General features: G+C 42.7%; 17 protein-coding genes. 10 read left to right on the top strand and 7 right to left on the bottom strand.

The window, feature by feature from the left end; all coding sequences use genetic code 11:
• The first annotated feature begins 183 nt into the window (after positions 1 to 183).
• The 3 genes from JMV76_RS10125 to JMV76_RS10115 all read left to right on the top strand — a co-directional run bounded on the left by JMV76_RS10125 (position 184) and on the right by JMV76_RS10115 (position 2290).
• Positions 184 to 759 carry an isochorismatase family protein gene (locus tag JMV76_RS10125; protein ID WP_201502577.1) on the top strand — a complete coding sequence of 192 codons (576 nt, stop codon included), beginning with the start codon at positions 184 to 186 and terminating at the stop codon, positions 757 to 759.
• A 180-nt stretch (positions 760 to 939) separates the two neighbouring features.
• Positions 940 to 1569, top strand: a complete 630-nt coding sequence (locus JMV76_RS10120) for an HD domain-containing protein (RefSeq protein WP_201502576.1) — start codon at positions 940 to 942, stop codon at positions 1567 to 1569.
• 115 nt (positions 1570 to 1684) lie between these two features.
• Positions 1685 to 2290, top strand: coding sequence for a DUF1287 domain-containing protein (locus JMV76_RS10115; RefSeq protein ID WP_055125874.1), 606 nt, complete (start codon positions 1685 to 1687; stop codon positions 2288 to 2290).
• Positions 2291 to 2422: 132 nt separating this feature from the next.
• Here the strand turns inward: JMV76_RS10115 and asd are convergent, their stop codons facing one another.
• On the bottom strand, positions 2423 to 3259 hold the full coding sequence (gene asd, locus JMV76_RS10110; protein ID WP_201502575.1) for an archaetidylserine decarboxylase: 837 nt from the start codon (positions 3257 to 3259) through the stop codon (positions 2423 to 2425).
• A gap of 112 nt (positions 3260 to 3371) precedes the next feature.
• Between asd and dtd the strand changes: the two genes are divergently transcribed.
• The 3 genes from dtd (at position 3372) to phoR (ending at position 5872) form a co-directional block, all read left to right on the top strand.
• Entirely contained in the window at positions 3372 to 3827 is a 456-nt protein-coding gene (gene dtd / locus JMV76_RS10105; protein ID WP_201502574.1) for a D-aminoacyl-tRNA deacylase, read from the top strand.
• 156 nt (positions 3828 to 3983) lie between these two features.
• Positions 3984 to 4688, top strand: coding sequence for a phosphate regulon transcriptional regulator PhoB (gene phoB / locus JMV76_RS10100; RefSeq protein ID WP_201502573.1), 705 nt, complete (start codon positions 3984 to 3986; stop codon positions 4686 to 4688).
• Positions 4689 to 4768: 80 nt separating this feature from the next.
• Complete coding sequence (gene phoR, locus JMV76_RS10095) at positions 4769 to 5872, top strand: phosphate regulon sensor histidine kinase PhoR (RefSeq protein WP_201502572.1); 1104 nt, start codon at positions 4769 to 4771, stop codon at positions 5870 to 5872.
• On the opposite strand, the gene JMV76_RS10090 is transcribed toward phoR, so the two are convergent.
• On the bottom strand, positions 5869 to 6471 hold the full coding sequence (locus JMV76_RS10090; RefSeq protein ID WP_201502571.1) for a M23 family metallopeptidase: 603 nt from the start codon (positions 6469 to 6471) through the stop codon (positions 5869 to 5871). The two genes, phoR and JMV76_RS10090, sit on opposite strands and share 4 nt — an antisense overlap.
• A 195-nt stretch (positions 6472 to 6666) precedes the next feature.
• Here JMV76_RS10090 and JMV76_RS10085 point away from each other — a divergent pair, with 195 nt between their 5' ends.
• Positions 6667 to 7368 carry a putative quorum-sensing-regulated virulence factor gene (locus JMV76_RS10085; protein ID WP_201502570.1) on the top strand — a complete coding sequence of 234 codons (702 nt, stop codon included), beginning with the start codon at positions 6667 to 6669 and terminating at the stop codon, positions 7366 to 7368.
• 10 nt (positions 7369 to 7378) lie between these two features.
• On the opposite strand, the gene JMV76_RS10080 is transcribed toward JMV76_RS10085, so the two are convergent.
• Positions 7379 to 8266 carry an alpha/beta hydrolase family protein gene (locus tag JMV76_RS10080; RefSeq protein ID WP_201502569.1) on the bottom strand — a complete coding sequence of 296 codons (888 nt, stop codon included), beginning with the start codon at positions 8264 to 8266 and terminating at the stop codon, positions 7379 to 7381.
• A 286-nt stretch (positions 8267 to 8552) separates the two neighbouring features.
• Here JMV76_RS10080 and JMV76_RS10075 point away from each other — a divergent pair, with 286 nt between their 5' ends.
• On the top strand, positions 8553 to 9230 hold the full coding sequence (locus JMV76_RS10075) for an LOG family protein (protein WP_045455284.1): 678 nt from the start codon (positions 8553 to 8555) through the stop codon (positions 9228 to 9230).
• Between the two features lie 122 nt (positions 9231 to 9352).
• Here JMV76_RS10075 and JMV76_RS10070 read toward each other — a convergent pair whose 3' ends face one another.
• Positions 9353 to 10969 carry an FAD-dependent oxidoreductase gene (locus JMV76_RS10070; protein ID WP_201502568.1) on the bottom strand — a complete coding sequence of 539 codons (1617 nt, stop codon included), beginning with the start codon at positions 10967 to 10969 and terminating at the stop codon, positions 9353 to 9355.
• A 491-nt stretch (positions 10970 to 11460) separates the two neighbouring features.
• Here JMV76_RS10070 and JMV76_RS10065 point away from each other — a divergent pair, with 491 nt between their 5' ends.
• Positions 11461 to 11895 (top strand): COG4315 family predicted lipoprotein, encoded by a 435-nt coding sequence (locus JMV76_RS10065; RefSeq protein ID WP_045447953.1) that lies wholly within the window; start codon positions 11461 to 11463, stop codon positions 11893 to 11895.
• Between the two features lie 109 nt (positions 11896 to 12004).
• On the opposite strand, the gene JMV76_RS10060 is transcribed toward JMV76_RS10065, so the two are convergent.
• Entirely contained in the window at positions 12005 to 13093 is a 1089-nt protein-coding gene (locus tag JMV76_RS10060) for a peptidoglycan bridge formation glycyltransferase FemA/FemB family protein (RefSeq protein ID WP_201502567.1), read from the bottom strand.
• A 219-nt stretch (positions 13094 to 13312) separates the two neighbouring features.
• The gene (locus tag JMV76_RS10055; RefSeq protein WP_201502566.1) at positions 13313 to 13936 is read right to left on the bottom strand and encodes a YceI family protein; all 624 of its coding nucleotides are present in this window, start codon (positions 13934 to 13936) and stop codon (positions 13313 to 13315) included.
• 466 nt (positions 13937 to 14402) lie between these two features.
• Between JMV76_RS10055 and JMV76_RS10050 the strand changes: the two genes are divergently transcribed.
• Positions 14403 to 14684, top strand: coding sequence for a type B 50S ribosomal protein L31 (locus JMV76_RS10050; RefSeq protein ID WP_149491046.1), 282 nt, complete (start codon positions 14403 to 14405; stop codon positions 14682 to 14684).
• 139 nt (positions 14685 to 14823) lie between these two features.
• On the opposite strand, the gene JMV76_RS10045 is transcribed toward JMV76_RS10050, so the two are convergent.
• Positions 14824 to 15666: an SGNH/GDSL hydrolase family protein gene (locus tag JMV76_RS10045; protein ID WP_201502565.1), complete on the bottom strand. Its 843-nt coding sequence runs from the start codon at positions 15664 to 15666 to the stop codon at positions 14824 to 14826.
• Position 15667: the final 1 nt, after the last annotated feature.

The raw sequence follows: 15667 nt of genomic DNA, 5'->3' as shown, positions 1-15667 counted from the left end.
AAGAAACTATATCAAGCAGTATGAATCAAACGTGATGAATTGTTATTAATCATTATTAGAGACTATCTCCATTGACGCCCTCAGCAAACTATGACTAAATAAGAGTAAGGCTAATAAAGACAATATCAATGATAAAATTAACATAGCCTTTAACAATAAAGTCAGCCGTACAAGGAGTGTGCCATGTCTACTATGATTACCGACCGTACCTATCGAATCGCTCGCGAAAATACCCAAGCGATGATAATCGATGTTCAAGAACGCTTAACACCGCATATTTATGACCATGAAAACATCGTCAAAAAAATAGTGACGCTTATTAAAGGTTTACAAGCACTGAATATTCCTATCATGCTCAATGAACAGTATAAAAAAGGGCTCGGCGATACGCTACCTGAAATACGCGAGGTATTAGAAGGCGATAACGCCAAAAGCTTTGAAAAGGTCACTTTTAGCGCTTGTGATAATGATGATTCGTGGCATTATTTAGCGCAGCAAAATCGAAGTATTGTTTTGCTATTTGGCGTAGAGACACATGTCTGTGTACTACAAACAGCGCTTGATTTGCTAGATAATGGTATGCAGCCCGTCATCATTGGTGATGCGGTAGGCTCACGCTTTCCATATGATAAAAAGCAAGCAATACGCCGTATTCGCCGTGCTGGTGGCGTGATTACCACGGTTGAAACCATTCTGTTTGAGTTATGCCGTAGTAGTCAAGACCCTGCGTTTAAAACCATCAGTAACTTGATTAAATAGTTCTTTTGTTCAAAATAGAACCGATAGCGCTTACTCACATAAGCGCTATTTTTTATAGTGGTGTTAATTAGCTATAGGTTGGCATGCGCTTTTATAGCGCTCATAAAATGTATAATAATTGCTTATGCGTAAAGGTAAAATGAAGCGCTATATCTTCGTAGAAGAATTAAGAGAAAATTTATGCCATCAACAAAACCCCTTTTATTAACCAACCCAACGCTTGCCTCAAACATTGATATAGATCATGTCACTCATTTCTTATTAGAGCTTGATGCGCTTAAACGTATCAATCGTCGTAGCTATGTGACGCATACCACACGCAAAGAAAACTCTGCCGAACACTCATGGCATTTAGCCATGGCGTGCTGGTCTATCGCTGAACAGTTTGAGCTAGATGTCAATCATGAAAAACTACTCAAGATGGCGTTGGTACATGACTTGGGTGAGATTGACGCTGGAGATACGTTTTTATTCGCAAACAGTCGTAGCGAGGCGCACATTGAAGAACGTGCTGGTATTGCCAGGTTACAACGTGAGCGTGGCAATGGCATCATGGATTTAAATGAAATTTGGGAAGAGCAGGAGACGGGTAGTAGTAAAGAAACCCAGCTGATCAGAGTGGTTGATCGCTTATTGCCTTTTTTATTGAATTTAAATACCAATGGAAAAACGTGGATTGATGCTAACGTCACGTGCTCGCAAGTGGCTGCGGCACTTGCTTTTATCAAAGACAGCTTTCCTCCCATTCATGATTGGCTATCAAAAAATATCGACTATGCGACTCGGCAAGGGTGGTTGGTTGATGCTTAAGTAAAGCCATCATTTTGCCGTTTACATGTTTGCAAATATTTATCTTTTTCAACTAGTAAAGCATTTATAGTTAGCTCAATGAGCGGTTAAATCCATTATATAGAGAGATTGTTAAATGAGAATTACTGGCACTTATAAGGTTTTTGCTAAATCGCTCGTCTTTGTTAGCCTATTAACTTTGGCGCAACTAACGCAGGCCGCCGCACCTATTAGTAATGGTGATAAACTGGCGCACGATGCCAAAAAACAGATCGGCATTACCACTAGCTATGATCCTGCTTACCGCAAGTTGGATTTTCCGCGTGGCGATGTGCCGATAGAAACTGGCGTCTGTACCGATGTTATCGTCCGTGCTTATCGCTTGCAAAATATAGATCTACAGCAATTAGTCAACCATGATATGAAGTCAAATTGGTCGGCTTATCCAAAGACTTGGGGGCTCAAATCAACCGATAAGAATATCGACCATCGCCGAGTGCCCAATCTTGAAGTGTTTTTTGCGCGTCACGCAAAGACATTATCGACGACTGATAAAGCCAGTTTTCAAGCAGGGGATGTGGTGACGTGGCGACTACCGAATGGCAATTTGCCGCATACAGGTATCGTCTCTGATAAAGTCGCTGCGGATGGTACACCGCTGATTATTCACAATATCGGACGCGGCACGCAAGAAGAAAATATCTTATTTGCTTATCCTATTCTCAAACACTTTCGTTATTAACTACTTTTTTTATTAACTACTTTTATTATTAAGCTAGTACGTTGCGATAAGATAATTACCCATAATAAAAAGCTCAGTTCAACATAGATTAGGATGCTGAACTGAGCTTTTTTGAGTCGTTAAATCGCTTGCCTATTGAGTGTTAGCGACACCCAATAACTGTCCCATTTTTACCACACTATCGGCTTTCATACTGTCTTGCCAATCGGCTTTTGCGCCTTTTGGCAGTATCACAATAGCGGTTGAGCCTAAATAAAAACGACCCAGCTCATCGCCTTTCTCAAAGCTCATATTGTGCTCAGCTTCTTGAATATCGTCAGTGCGGGCAATTTTGCCAGTCGCCACCGTTTCGATACCAGCGACAATCATTGCCCCAACCATCACCACCGCTGCTTTACCATATGCTGTATCAAACAGACAAACCAAGCGTTCATTACGCGCAAATAAGTCTGGCACATTTGCTGCCGTAGTATTGTTGACCGAAAACAGCGTACCCGGTACATAACGGGTTTTGGTCAGAGTACCGGCGAAGGGCATATGTACACGGTGATAGTTACTGGGCGCAAGATAAACTGTCGCAAAACTGCCATCCGCAAAATAGCGCCCATCTTCACTGTCAGCAAGCAGTTGACCAACGTCATAATAGCGACCTTTTGCTTGGAGCAATTTATGGTCGTCAATTTGACCCAACTGCGAGATAATACCATCGGCAGGACTGACGATACCATGAGGCGTCATGTCGATAGGGCGCGCGTCTTCTTTTAGCTCACGGGTAAAAAAGTCATTAAAGCTCTCATAGGCGTTGAGACTTTGGCGCTCATACTCGTCCAAGCTGACGTTATAGGCTTTAGCAAAGCTACGGATAAACGTGCGTTTAACATAAGGGTGGCGACTAGCGGCTAGACGCCCAGCAACTTTACTCAGTTGCTGCTGCGGGACAAGCTGTTGTAAAGTAGTGAATACATTCATAATGAGGCTACCAAAATAGGGTGTGATGTAATAATTAATAAGCAAGAGAATGGCCGTATTTTATCATGGACGGCGTATTATTGTATGGGCATAATTGGTAAGGAATCCGTAAATGAAAGCACTTATACAGCGCGTACGCCATGCTAGTGTCACTGTCGATGCGCAGTGTGTTGGTACGATTGAGCAAGGCATATTGGCTTATATTGGTTTGGGGCCTGATGACGACCTAACAAGCGCCCAGCGCATGGTGGATAAAATCCTCACCTATCGTATTTTTGACAATGATGATGATCCTGCCAAGTACGGCAAACTGGATAAAAATGTCCAGCAAGTTGGTGGCAGACTATTATTGGTATCACAGTTTACGCTAATGGCAAAAACAGACAAGGGTCGTCGCCCTGACTTTGGTGGTGCGATGGCACCTGATGCGGCTCAAGCATTGTTTGCGCAATTGGTCGCCTATGCCAACACGCAACATTCAAACGTGGCAACTGGTCAGTTTGGCGCTAATATGCAAGTGTCGAGCGTCAATGATGGGCCATTGAATTTCTTGTTAGAAGTGAATTGAGTAAACTAAGCATTAGCCGTCACGAGACCTATGAACCGCTTAAAAGTTGAATGTCATTAAACTGTCATAATTACCCCGTTTAATAGAGAGCAGCAGGCGAGCATTTATCGCCTTTTTTGTCAGCCAAATGTTGTCCTCTAACACTGAGAATGCCGTATGTATAATGAGCAAATTTTGATTGTTGAAGATGAACCTGCGATTCGTGAAATGATCGTCATGACGCTAGAGATGGCGGGATTTGATAGTCTGCAGGCAGCGGATGTATCTGAGGCGCACCAACAAGTGGTCGATCACCGCCCTGCGCTGATTTTGCTAGATTGGATGCTGCCCGGTGATAAAAGTGGCATTGATTTTTGCCGATTGCTCAAAAATGATGAGCTACTCGCTGAGATACCAGTCATTATGCTGACGGCTAAAAGTGAAGAGGACAGCAAGGTGCATGGCCTTGACGCTGGGGCTGATGATTATATGACCAAGCCTTTTTCGACACGTGAGTTAATATCCAGAATCAAAGCAGTACTGCGGCGTAGTAACGCGCTCAGTAGTGATAAATCTATCGAAATCGGCAATCTGAGCCTTGATCCCAAAAGTCAGCGGGTGACAGCGGCTGGTAAAGTGGTTGATGTCGGGCCTACGGAATATCGATTACTGGCATTTTTTATGAGTCATCCAGAGCGTGCCTATACGCGGACGCAGCTGCTAGACCAAGTATGGGGCGGTAATGTATATATTGAAGATAGAACCATTGATGTGCATATCAAACGTTTGCGGACATTACTACGACCGCATCAATGTGATACGTTGATACAGACAGTGCGTGGGACAGGCTATCGATTTTCTAGCTTTATTGAACCAATTTAACAGACGGTTTTTATTCGCTATAAAAGCAGTATGTCAATCGTAGCACAGTGAAAAACGGCGAATAGTGATAAGGATGATGGATGAACACCCTAATATCGGCTCAAGGCGACCAACAAAATAAGTCACTGCTAGCAACTCAGCAGAATACAACGGATCAACTCAAAAAAATTAGAAGCGCACTACGCGCATTGCGTGATGCGGTGGTTTTGCTCAATGACGATGATGGGCTTGAATGGTGGAATCAGGCCGCCGAAGATTTAATGTTGTTACAGTTGTCAGATAAAGGTAAGTGCATTTTTGACTTTATTAGTGCGCCTGAATTTCGTCAGTATTATCAGGCGACGACCAACCCTAACGATGGTGCTCAGGATGGTGTACACATTGTCTCGTGGCGCGCGCCCAAGCGTTATCTAAAGTGTGAGCTCACGCCTTTTGGCGATGAGAAGCTGCTCATTATTTATGATGTGACGCGCTTGCATCATTTGGAGGAGATGCGCCGCGATTTTGTGGCGAATGTCTCGCATGAGTTACGCACACCGTTGACCGTCATGATGGGCTATCTAGAAAATTTTTCGGATCAGCCAGATATGCCGCCGCATTGGAAGCGCGGGTTTGAGCTGATGAGCCAACAGACTGCGCGTATGAATAGAATTGTGAATGACTTATTGCTGTTATCTCGCATCGAAATCGAAGAAACCCATGAGCTCAGCTATATTGATATGACCAAGCTGCTGACCCATGTTTATGATGATGCGCAAGCGTACAATCAAGAATATGGGCATACCATTCACTTGCAGATAGACACTTATGACGGACTGTATGGCTCAGAGATGTATCTAAATAGCGCGCTTTCTAATCTGGTGATTAATGCCATCAAATACACGCCCAAGGGCGGTAATATCGCCATTAGCTGGACAAAAACGTCAGAAGGTTGCCGATTTGCCGTCGAAGACAACGGTATTGGTATTGCACCTGAGCATATCGCACGGTTGACGGAGCGTTTTTATCGTATTGATAAAGGTCGTAGTCGGGCGACTGGCGGCACAGGGCTAGGTTTGGCAATCGTTAAACACGTTTTATATCAGCATGAGGCTAACTTACAAATTGAATCAGTAGAAGGGGTAGGCTCGACGTTCAGTATGGTATTTCCAGCTGCCCACATTAGATCAGCTGCGGTACCCTAATCTTTTTGTAAAAGTGGATAGGGGTTCACTGCACTGCCGCTGATATAAATACCGTAATGTACATGTGGCGGCGTACCTTTTGCATTGCCACTGTCGCCGACGTAGCCGATGATATCGCCGGCATTAACCCAGTCGTTTGGACTAATATCTGCATAATCTTCTAAATGCGCATAATAATGCCCTGCGCCGCCTGGTCCAACCACCACCACCACACGACCGCCTAACGTATTTTCACCAACTTTGCTGACGATGCCTTGTGTCGTGGCTCGTATTGGTGTGCCTCGTGCGGCAAAGATATCGATACCTTCATGACTGCGACCTTGACTGCGTGCAGCGCCCCATGTATCTGTTAGATGTTGCTCTGGAAGTGGACTGGGTAAGCTGTTTTCCGTCGGTAGTTCCTGCTGTAATAAACTGAGCTGTTGCCATTTTGCCATCACAAATGACTGAGTTTGTTGGCTGATACTGGGTAAGAGCCTATCAAATACAAATAATAGCATCAACAATACAGCCGCTTTAATGAGCACACTGAGTACACGATTTAAAAAGGTTGGCTTTTTCTGTGGCTTTAATTGTGGATTACTGTCATCTGCTGGCATCTATCTCTCTTCAGTTTTTTAAATGGACTTCAATTGATATTATATAAGTGAAGTTATCTATTCTTTGTATGCCATTGTTATCTCTAGTTTTTATCCCCATAAACATAACGTTTCTTTTAAAGTTTACGTATTTTTAAAACGTTACATAAAATACCAATGTTGTTATCTATTATTGTTATCCATGGCTGAACTTTTATGACTAATACTGCGCTGATTATCGATACCGAAACCGACCAAGGTCGTGATCCGCGTCCGATTCAAGTGGCGACTATTAATGCGATGACGGGCTTTGAGTGGATGAAGTACTTTAATAGTGGTCGTTCGATATCACCAGTTGTCATTAGAATTCATGGTATTACTGATGAGGATGTCGCTGGTCTTGAGCGCTTTGATTTAGAGGCGTTTGAGTTGCCGCAGTATTTGATTGGTCATAACGTCCGCTTTGATTGGCGGGTTATTGGCAGTCCGTCTACTAAGTTGATATGTACGGTTCGGCTGGCGCGTGTGGCTTTTCCAGAGTGGAGTGCTTATGGTCAGTCCAAATGTATCGAGCAATTATTAGGCAAAGAAGAAGCAAGCAGGATGACGATTGCCGCTCATGATGCGCTGGGTGATGCACGTATGTGTTATCTGCTTTATCAGGCGTGTTGTGAGCGCCTAGCCATTGCACCGACGGATTTTGCTGCTGTCCATGCTATCGCCAATAAAGCCAATCCAGTGAGCAAAATGCCCTTTGGCAAACATAAAGGCACGCTGATTAAAGACGTGCCCATCAGCTACGTAAAATGGATGCTGGGTAATATCCATAATATGCAGCCGTCGCTTTATTCTGCATTGACCAAACGCATCAAGGCAGAAAACATGAAAGAATCAATAGACGAATCCGTAGTTAAATAGGCTCTGAAGTCTATTGATTCTTTAGCCAATCAACCGCCATTTGCCAAAGCTGCGGTGCTTTAGCGTTGGTTCTGCTACTAAAATAGCGCATATGACCGATGCTGTTTAGACCAAAGTTTTTGGGATCTAAAAAGTGCTTTTCGACTGGCATTTTAGTAAAAACACGAATCATATCATCCATATTTTTGCTATTGGCAATGTCATCATCACTAAACCCCAGCCATAATGATGGCATAGTAATGTCATTGTAAAAGTGCGTTTGTATACTTTTGCCAAAGGCTGTTTTGATATAGCCTGCGCCATTACACCATTCGCGCCACTGCCGAGACACGCCCCGTGGTAGCGGTTCGCCCATACCAATTTTATCTGACGGCGTGTACCCTAACGTCAAGTTGGCGAGTGGAATAAAGGCATCCATAAAACCCATCGCTTTGAGTTTATAGGGCATGCTCATATTTTTAATACGACCTGATGAGCAGGCGACATTGAACACTGAAGCGAGCGCACTATAATTTGGCATCAAACCAATCAGCTGACCGCCAGCGCTATGACCAATTAAATGATAAGTGGCGTTGGAAAATTCATCTTGCAACGCATCAAGGACGGCTGGCATATCATGGCGACCCCAGCTAATCAGCGATGCATCGCATTTAGCCAATGCAGACGACAGCGATTTACCGATGCCTTCATTGTCAAAGGTTAGTACACCAAAGCCATTTTCTGCTAAGTGAGTGGCAAAATTGTGATAAAACTGGCGCTTGATACCCGTTGCTGGCGCGAGCATAACCGCTTTTTTTACCTCATTTTTAGGGCGATAGACAGTCGCTGCCAATGCCTGATTGCGCTCAGTCATGATACTCAGTGAATAAATATCCGTCTGATACTGTTTATTTTCCATGCTTTAACCTTCATATTGTTAGGGTTCTATGCGGTGTGGAGTGGTTATTTATTTGCAATTATTTATCAACAATCTGCTCTTAAAATGTAGTCATTACGTAGTGATAAACCGCTTAAATTAGCTGATAGCCACCTGATAGCATCGCTTATGTTAAGATAAATGCTGGCAAGCAAGGCGTTCAATTGTGACTTTCAAGTTCTATGCTATTTATCTTGGGTGGTATTATCCATTAGGGTTTTAACGAGTATTTAACAAAAACAATCGATATAAAAATTAAGGAAGCTATATGCAAATGAAAATTAACAATGACACTTATGAAGTCATTACCAGTCAGGACATTACCAATATTGAAAAAGCAGTGGATAAATCAACGTTAACGATGCCGTTGGTAGCGGTTTATTGTGGTTCGCGTTTGGGCAATAATGAAGTCTACGAGCAGGCAGCCCGCGAGTTGGGTAGTGCGCTTGCCGACAATGGCATGGGTTTGGTCTACGGCGGCGCGAGCATCGGGCTGATGGGTGCCGTTGCAGATGAGGTGATTCAAGGCGGTGCGCAAGCGGTCGGTGTGATTCCAACCTTTATGCTCAAGCACGAAATTGCTCATGAGCAGCTGACTCGTCTGCATTTAACCGATACCATGCACACCCGTAAAACCGTGATGGCAGAGTACGCGGATGCTTTTATTACCTTGCCGGGCGGGCTTGGTACCTTAGAAGAAATTATGGAAATCGCTACGTGGCGTCAGCTATATCAACATGAAAAACCGATGATTATTCTGAATATCAATGGTTTCTATGATCGTATGATCGAGCACTTAAAATATACGGCTGACCAAGGTTTTATGAAACAAGAAGATCTGGAGCGTTTGGTAGTATGTAACACGATTAATGAAGCCATTGAGCTATTAAAAACAGTCGTAAAAATAGACGATGCAGTCGATACCGAAAAAATGGCTGGTAATTAAGAGTACATATTCTTATTTATAAATGCTTTGATCTATAAATGTTTTTATCTATAAAAAAAGAGAGAAGGGCTGATCGTTAGCCATTCTCTCCTTTTTTTGTTCAATTTTTAATAGAACGCTTTTTATATCTCAGTAGCACTTGCATCATTAGCCGTGTTGAAACCCTTTAAAGTTGTCTCGCCAATACCGTGATTCACATCAGCCATTGCTAATGGAAAGCCTCGTTGCTCAGCCAGTGTACGCGCGACTTTATCAATCGCCATGCTATCGTGTTTTGTCAAATACGCCCAATTATGAGCATAACGATTGCGGTTGGCTGGCGTGTCATGATCGATTAAGCCAAGTTCAGTCAATTCATCAACGATTTGATCGGCAGCAATCAAAGTCGAGGATGCTTTGACGTTTTCTGCACGTGCATAGCGAATATTAGAGTACAAGCTTACATCAGCCACTCGCAGCGTATCGTCCTCACCAGGTATTTGTTGCCCACCATATAGCGCATTACCGACCGTACGCGCGCTATGGAAGGTCGGTACAAACTCAGCCACATAATCAATCGCTTGCTGACTACGCGCTTGTAACGGTGCTTTATCCCAGCCATCTTCGATGTAGTGCACATACTGTGGCGGCAGCTTAGGTTGGGCGCTGTCTTTGCTAGAGGCGACCAAGCCATCATCGAATAGCGTGATAAATTTGCTCATGCCATGTATTTGAAAATAACCACCGGGGTAAGGCGTGAGTTGTGCCATGCCTTCAGGTGTGCCGCGACTGCCATAAACGATAATCTCTGGTATCTGTCCGCCAGTATCATCCCAGTGGGTAATATAAGACGATTTAAACTCGACCATACGCGTGACTTTGACCCCGACCATATCGTCGATGACGCCCGTACGAAAACCGCAAGCGTTGATTAAATAATCCACTTCGATAGATTCGGTTGTATTTTTGGTCTCAGATTCGGTTGTAAGCTGAGTTTCAGAGCTGGCAGCTTGTTGATAATCAATACGCCATTTAGTAACATGATGGTCTGCGTTTGAGCAATTTTCACAATCAACAGGCATGACTTGCTTAACCTGCGTATCTGTAAAGACGTGGGCATGCTCATAATCTGCTAATGCCAATTGCGCAGAGGCCGCCAAGCGAAAAATATTCCAGCCATACTCTTGCACGACAATCAGTGGAAACTTGACTTTATTTAAGTCCAAATACTTAGCTACTGGTATCATCCATTCATCAACCGACCGCGGCACTGCGACTTGCTCACGTTCTGACAGCGCAATGAGTTGCTCATGGCTATAAAGCTGATAATAGTTTTCAGGTTCGCCCAACACTTTGTTATTAGCATCTTCAGCGATAAGCTTACGATACGCATCAGTCAAGATATCAAGACGTGGTAGCAAATCTTCTGGCAAGCCTTCATCGCGGGTTGGCACGGCAAATACTGTTGGGCGAACATCGATGGTATAAGGATAAAGGCGCAATATATCGATACATTGTTTGAGGAGAGCCACACAATCTTCATCAGGAATTTCGCGGTATAGATTGCCGCCAGCATGCAAGTGACACATCGGTGGACCATCAATCAGCGATTTGTTTTTTTCAAATACATAAGTTTCAAGCCCCAATGCCGCAAGGCGAATAGCAATGGTTGCTCCTGCCGTACCACCACCAAGAATACCGACGCGTTTGGCAGAGTGCGCTTGGTTTTTCACTGGGTTTTTAATGAAAGAGTGAGTCATTGTCGTTGTTATATCCTTAATAGCAGTTACAGCAGGTCATGCTCGGTGTATTTGTTAAATGTTTTATTTTAAAATTTTTGTCCTAATGGATGTTGTTCTAAGCCGTTTATAACTATTGATATGCGTGCAAAGGACGTCAAGTTCAATATGCATATGAAGCCGCAAGGGTCATATTTGTCATTGTGTAGTAATTCTTAAGCTGTATAGGGTATTCTACGAAAAATGACAACCAATATGACGGCAAATACGTAAGTAGATAGGTGAGTTTTGTCAATGAATGGCTATGCCAGTTTACCCAATTTGCAAATACATAAGCTTTTGTAAATTTATATATGGATAGAAACGACTGCGCTGTTGCATATGCTATATTAAAACTGCTTGAAGTCAGCGATAGGTTTTTTTGCTGCTTAAATAGTCTGACGATGAGAAAAATCCAAATAGAAATTTATGATGACAATCATAATCACAATCAAAATGACAAGGAAGTTATTATGAAACGTATGCTTATATTATCGGCTCTCACTGGTGTTTTAACGCTTACTGGTTGTACTACGTTAAACAATGTATTCGGCAATGATGATTCTGGCATGCATGATGTACAAGCCACCAATAAAAATACCGCGCCAGTCGCGAGTAAAAACGGCATGTTAGTCGATGCAAGCAATCACATGACCTTATATACCTTTGACAAAGATGGGATGAACAAATCAGAGTGTGGGAGTGCCTGTCTAATTGCTTGGCCAGCATTTATGGCACCGAGTAATGCCAAAGCATCAGGGCAGTTTGCAGCGTTTCAGCGCGAAGATGGCAAGTATCAATGGGCGGTAAATGGTAAACCGTTGTATTTCTATGCCAATGATACAAAGGTCGGCGATAAAGATGGCGACAATAAACTGGGCGTTTGGCATATCGTCAAAACCAAGTAAAGTAAGCCCATTGTCTACCGAAATGAAAGACAATTAGCATCAAAAAAGCAGCCATCGTAATGGCTGCTTTTTTATTGGCTTGACTGATTAGAATCGTAAAATAACGCGATCAAATATCTGCCAAAGCTTCAGCTTGTTCAGTCTCCAAGATAGTTTCTTTAGTAGGCTCTTTTCTATATAGAGGGAAAAAGTCAGAGCGTAAATCATTTTCGGTGAACCAGCTATCAGCGACTAATGCTGCGTATTTTTCTGGATTAACGACGAGTCTATAAGTTTTGAATAATAACTCTTGTGAGCTAAACCCTTTTTTATACTCGTATAAAGAATCTAGATTAGAGCCTACGCCGCCGCCAAGATGCAGTAATTTATAATGATTGGTTCGACCCCAATCACGAGCAACATGGGTAATGAGTTTGGAAGGTTGTAGATGAGTATAGGCGTTGAGCGTGCCTCCGAGATGAAACTGCATAATCCCCGATTCTTTGCAGATTGTGTAGATAGAGGAACCAATCGCTTTATTATCCTGATAGGCAGTTATCAGTAGTATTCTGTCTTGCAAATTTTCGAGCAAATTAAAAAAGTAATCATCATCAAAGAAGTAGTACTGATCTGCCTTCACCTGCGCCATCGTTTCTTTGTAAATATTGGAAAACATCACTGCATTCTCTCTGGTTAAACGCTCAATTTTTGTCACGACATCCATTTTTAAGGCTTTTTTGATACCTCTGCGATGACGATTCTGAGTCTCGCTCCAGTGCTCTTCTTCAGATTTACTCAAGTCAGACATCAATGTCAATCCATGAGTGAGTGCTTTGCCGACCGTTGGTAGCCACTCTTTATTGATGATTGGATGCAGTCTCATGAATAAAGACACACAGCCTTTTGCTAAGAGAAAACCCCTTACTTCTGCCAAAATTATGTCTAATTCGGCATCAGTGAGAGACTTATCCATGACAGGACCGCCGTAACCATAAGTAGAGGTAGCATCCCAATGCTCTGAGTCGATTTCTCTTATAATGAGAGGTAAAAAGATTTTTTTATTGTTATAAGTGGCAATCACTCCTTGAGGAGTGCCTTTATCGACAATAGCTGACGCAGCAATCCAACCAGATAAGTGATAAATATCAAAGTGATAATCAGCGATGTTTTTATCCCAGTCTTTATTTATCTCGGCAAATTCTACCTGTACTGTATCCATCTTTCTGCTCCCTCAGCTTTATGTTTTATATTCGTAAATCCGTATATATGAATATAACAATAAAAACTGAGGTTAACAAGCAAATGGGAAGTATTTATGCGATTTATTGAATATATATAAATGTCGAGTGAGTTGATTCATTATTGTCAAAAAAGCAGCCTTTATGATGGCTGCTTTTTTTAGAGTATGTAGCGATTTGTGCTTGGCTAAAAATTAGACTTATTTAGATTTTTTGTTGGTTTGCGCTTTTTTCTCTATCAACTCACCATCGATTTGGATCGGGACATTGGTGGTAATGCCATCTGCGAAAGCTGTCATACCATAGGCTGCGCGATCAATATTACCCGTTGCACGGAAGCCAATAACTGGCTCTTTGGTAAGAGGGCTGTTGGCGATTTTATTCAAAGTCACATCCAGCGTTAGTGGTTTGGTTTGACCCAGCATAGTAAAGTTACCTGTGACCTTGGCTTGTTGCGGATTTATAAATTTTACGCTGGTTGATTTAAAGATCATGGTTGGATATTTGGCGACGTTAAAAAATTCAGCCTTTTTTAAATGCTCATCACGTGCATCCCAATTGGTGTCAATGCTATCGGTTGCAATGGTGAAGCTCATATTGGTTTTACTGGGTGATTTGACGTCGTAATTAATGACCCCTTTGACGTCGTTAAAATGACCCATGGTGGTCGAAAATCCTAAGTGATTGACAGAAAATCCCACACGGGTGTGCGAGTCGTCTAATTGCCATTGATTAGGCAATGCCGCACCTGCAACAGTGGTGAGTGCCAGTGCTGAGCTGATAAGCAGGGCTTTTGCGCTATTCTTCATAACAGTATTTATCATTATATTGTCCTTATTGAGTGTTTATAAATAGTGGGTGCTTGATTAATGAGGCGACATCAGACGGTATCCATCATCATTAACAAATGATGAATATCAAAAATAAATTATTAAATAAATCTAAACTTAAATTATTTATTGGTTGTTTTAACTAATTTAATATTATACTAACATAGCGTATGCCTCTCAATAAAATAGAGGTTTCGGTGACAACTTATCACATATGTCACTCACAACTGCTGCTTGCGTCTAGCGGTAAAAACCGTTAAAATCGCGTTTTGATTTTCCCGCTGGGGAAAGGCTAAGTGAGCAGAGGAATGGTGTTGGGTGCTGGAATAAGCCAGTGACGCAGCTGCCATACTTATCAATGTCCTTAGTGCCTCAGTTACGTATGTCATGACTTGTTTGACACATCGTCTAAGATGGTGTTCAAGAGTGCTATACATACATCGGACATAGAGAGTTTATTATGCGTAAAGATATCCATCCTAATTACCAAGAAGTTTTATTCCATGATACTAACGCTGACGTGTTTTTCTTAACTCGTTCAACGGTTAAGACTAAAGCGACTCGTGAATATGAAGGTACAGAATATCCATACTACCCACTTGATATCTCAAGTGCGTCGCATCCATTCTATACTGGCGAACAACGCAAAACTTCTACTGAAGGCCGTGTTGCTAGCTTCAACAAACGCTTTGGTGCATTTGGTGGCCGTAAGAAAGCTGCTGATACTGACGCTGCAGAATAATTCACACCTATTGCGTGATATTATTTTGAGCATGTGTTTTCTCAAACATGCACAGCTATAGTATTAAGAACATAAAAAAACCGCTGACTATTCAGCGGTTTTTTTTGTTTAGATTTTTAGAAGTAACGGCTAAATGGTTTTAATCAGTCAACTCAGCATCGGAAGGGTTCAGTAACTGTATAATCAACTCTGACAATTGCTGCGCCCAATAGCCATACATGAGGCTACTAGGATGAAAACCGTCACTGGCAAACATCACTTTGATATCGATTGGAGTACCGTTCGAATGCTCTGCTATCATTCGTGGAAAGTCAGTGGCCATGTAGGTGACACTATCATGAGCGGCGCAAACTTGCTGCAACGTGTTATCAAGGATAGAGGCTTTGGCACCTACAAAGTTACTTAGCGGGGCAGGTATCGCAGGCATCTGTGCCATCGGCGGCAGGCTTAAAAAAATCAACTCTCGCACGCCAAATTTACGCTGAGCGATAGCGATAATACTTTCAATTTGCTGTTGCCATTTATCCACCGAGACTTTAGAGGTGGTGTCGTTGACGCCGACACTTAGCACCATCACATCAACAGGCTGGCTAGGCGCGGGTAGAACATAAAGCCTACGCAAGATATCGAAGCTGGTATGCCCCGTCGTTGCTTGCAATGACCAGTTCAGCGTATCAAACTGGTTGTGGATAGCGGACTGCTGCGTCAAAACAGGAATTAAGTTACCGACAAGCGCTTCTTGCTGCGTCTCACTACCGACGCCAGCCGCCGCCGAATCGCCAACGACCATTAGGTTTAATGTTCGCTTGTGCGCATCTTTTGGCGACTCAATCGCGTCATTTAATTGAACTTGCCCGTGCCTTTCACCATTTGGCTCAGGTAGCCGTACCGTATCACGCTTAATTTTGCGCCCTTGATAAAGATAAATAGGTGCAAGCAGTACATCTCTTGCCACCGAGGCGATTTTATTGCTATTTATCATA

The sequence above is a fragment of the Psychrobacter cibarius genome (genome assembly GCF_904845955.1).
In the GTDB taxonomy this organism is placed as follows: Bacteria; Pseudomonadota; Gammaproteobacteria; order Pseudomonadales; family Moraxellaceae; genus Psychrobacter; species Psychrobacter cibarius_B.
This window is presented reverse-complemented; position numbering and strand designations above follow the sequence as displayed.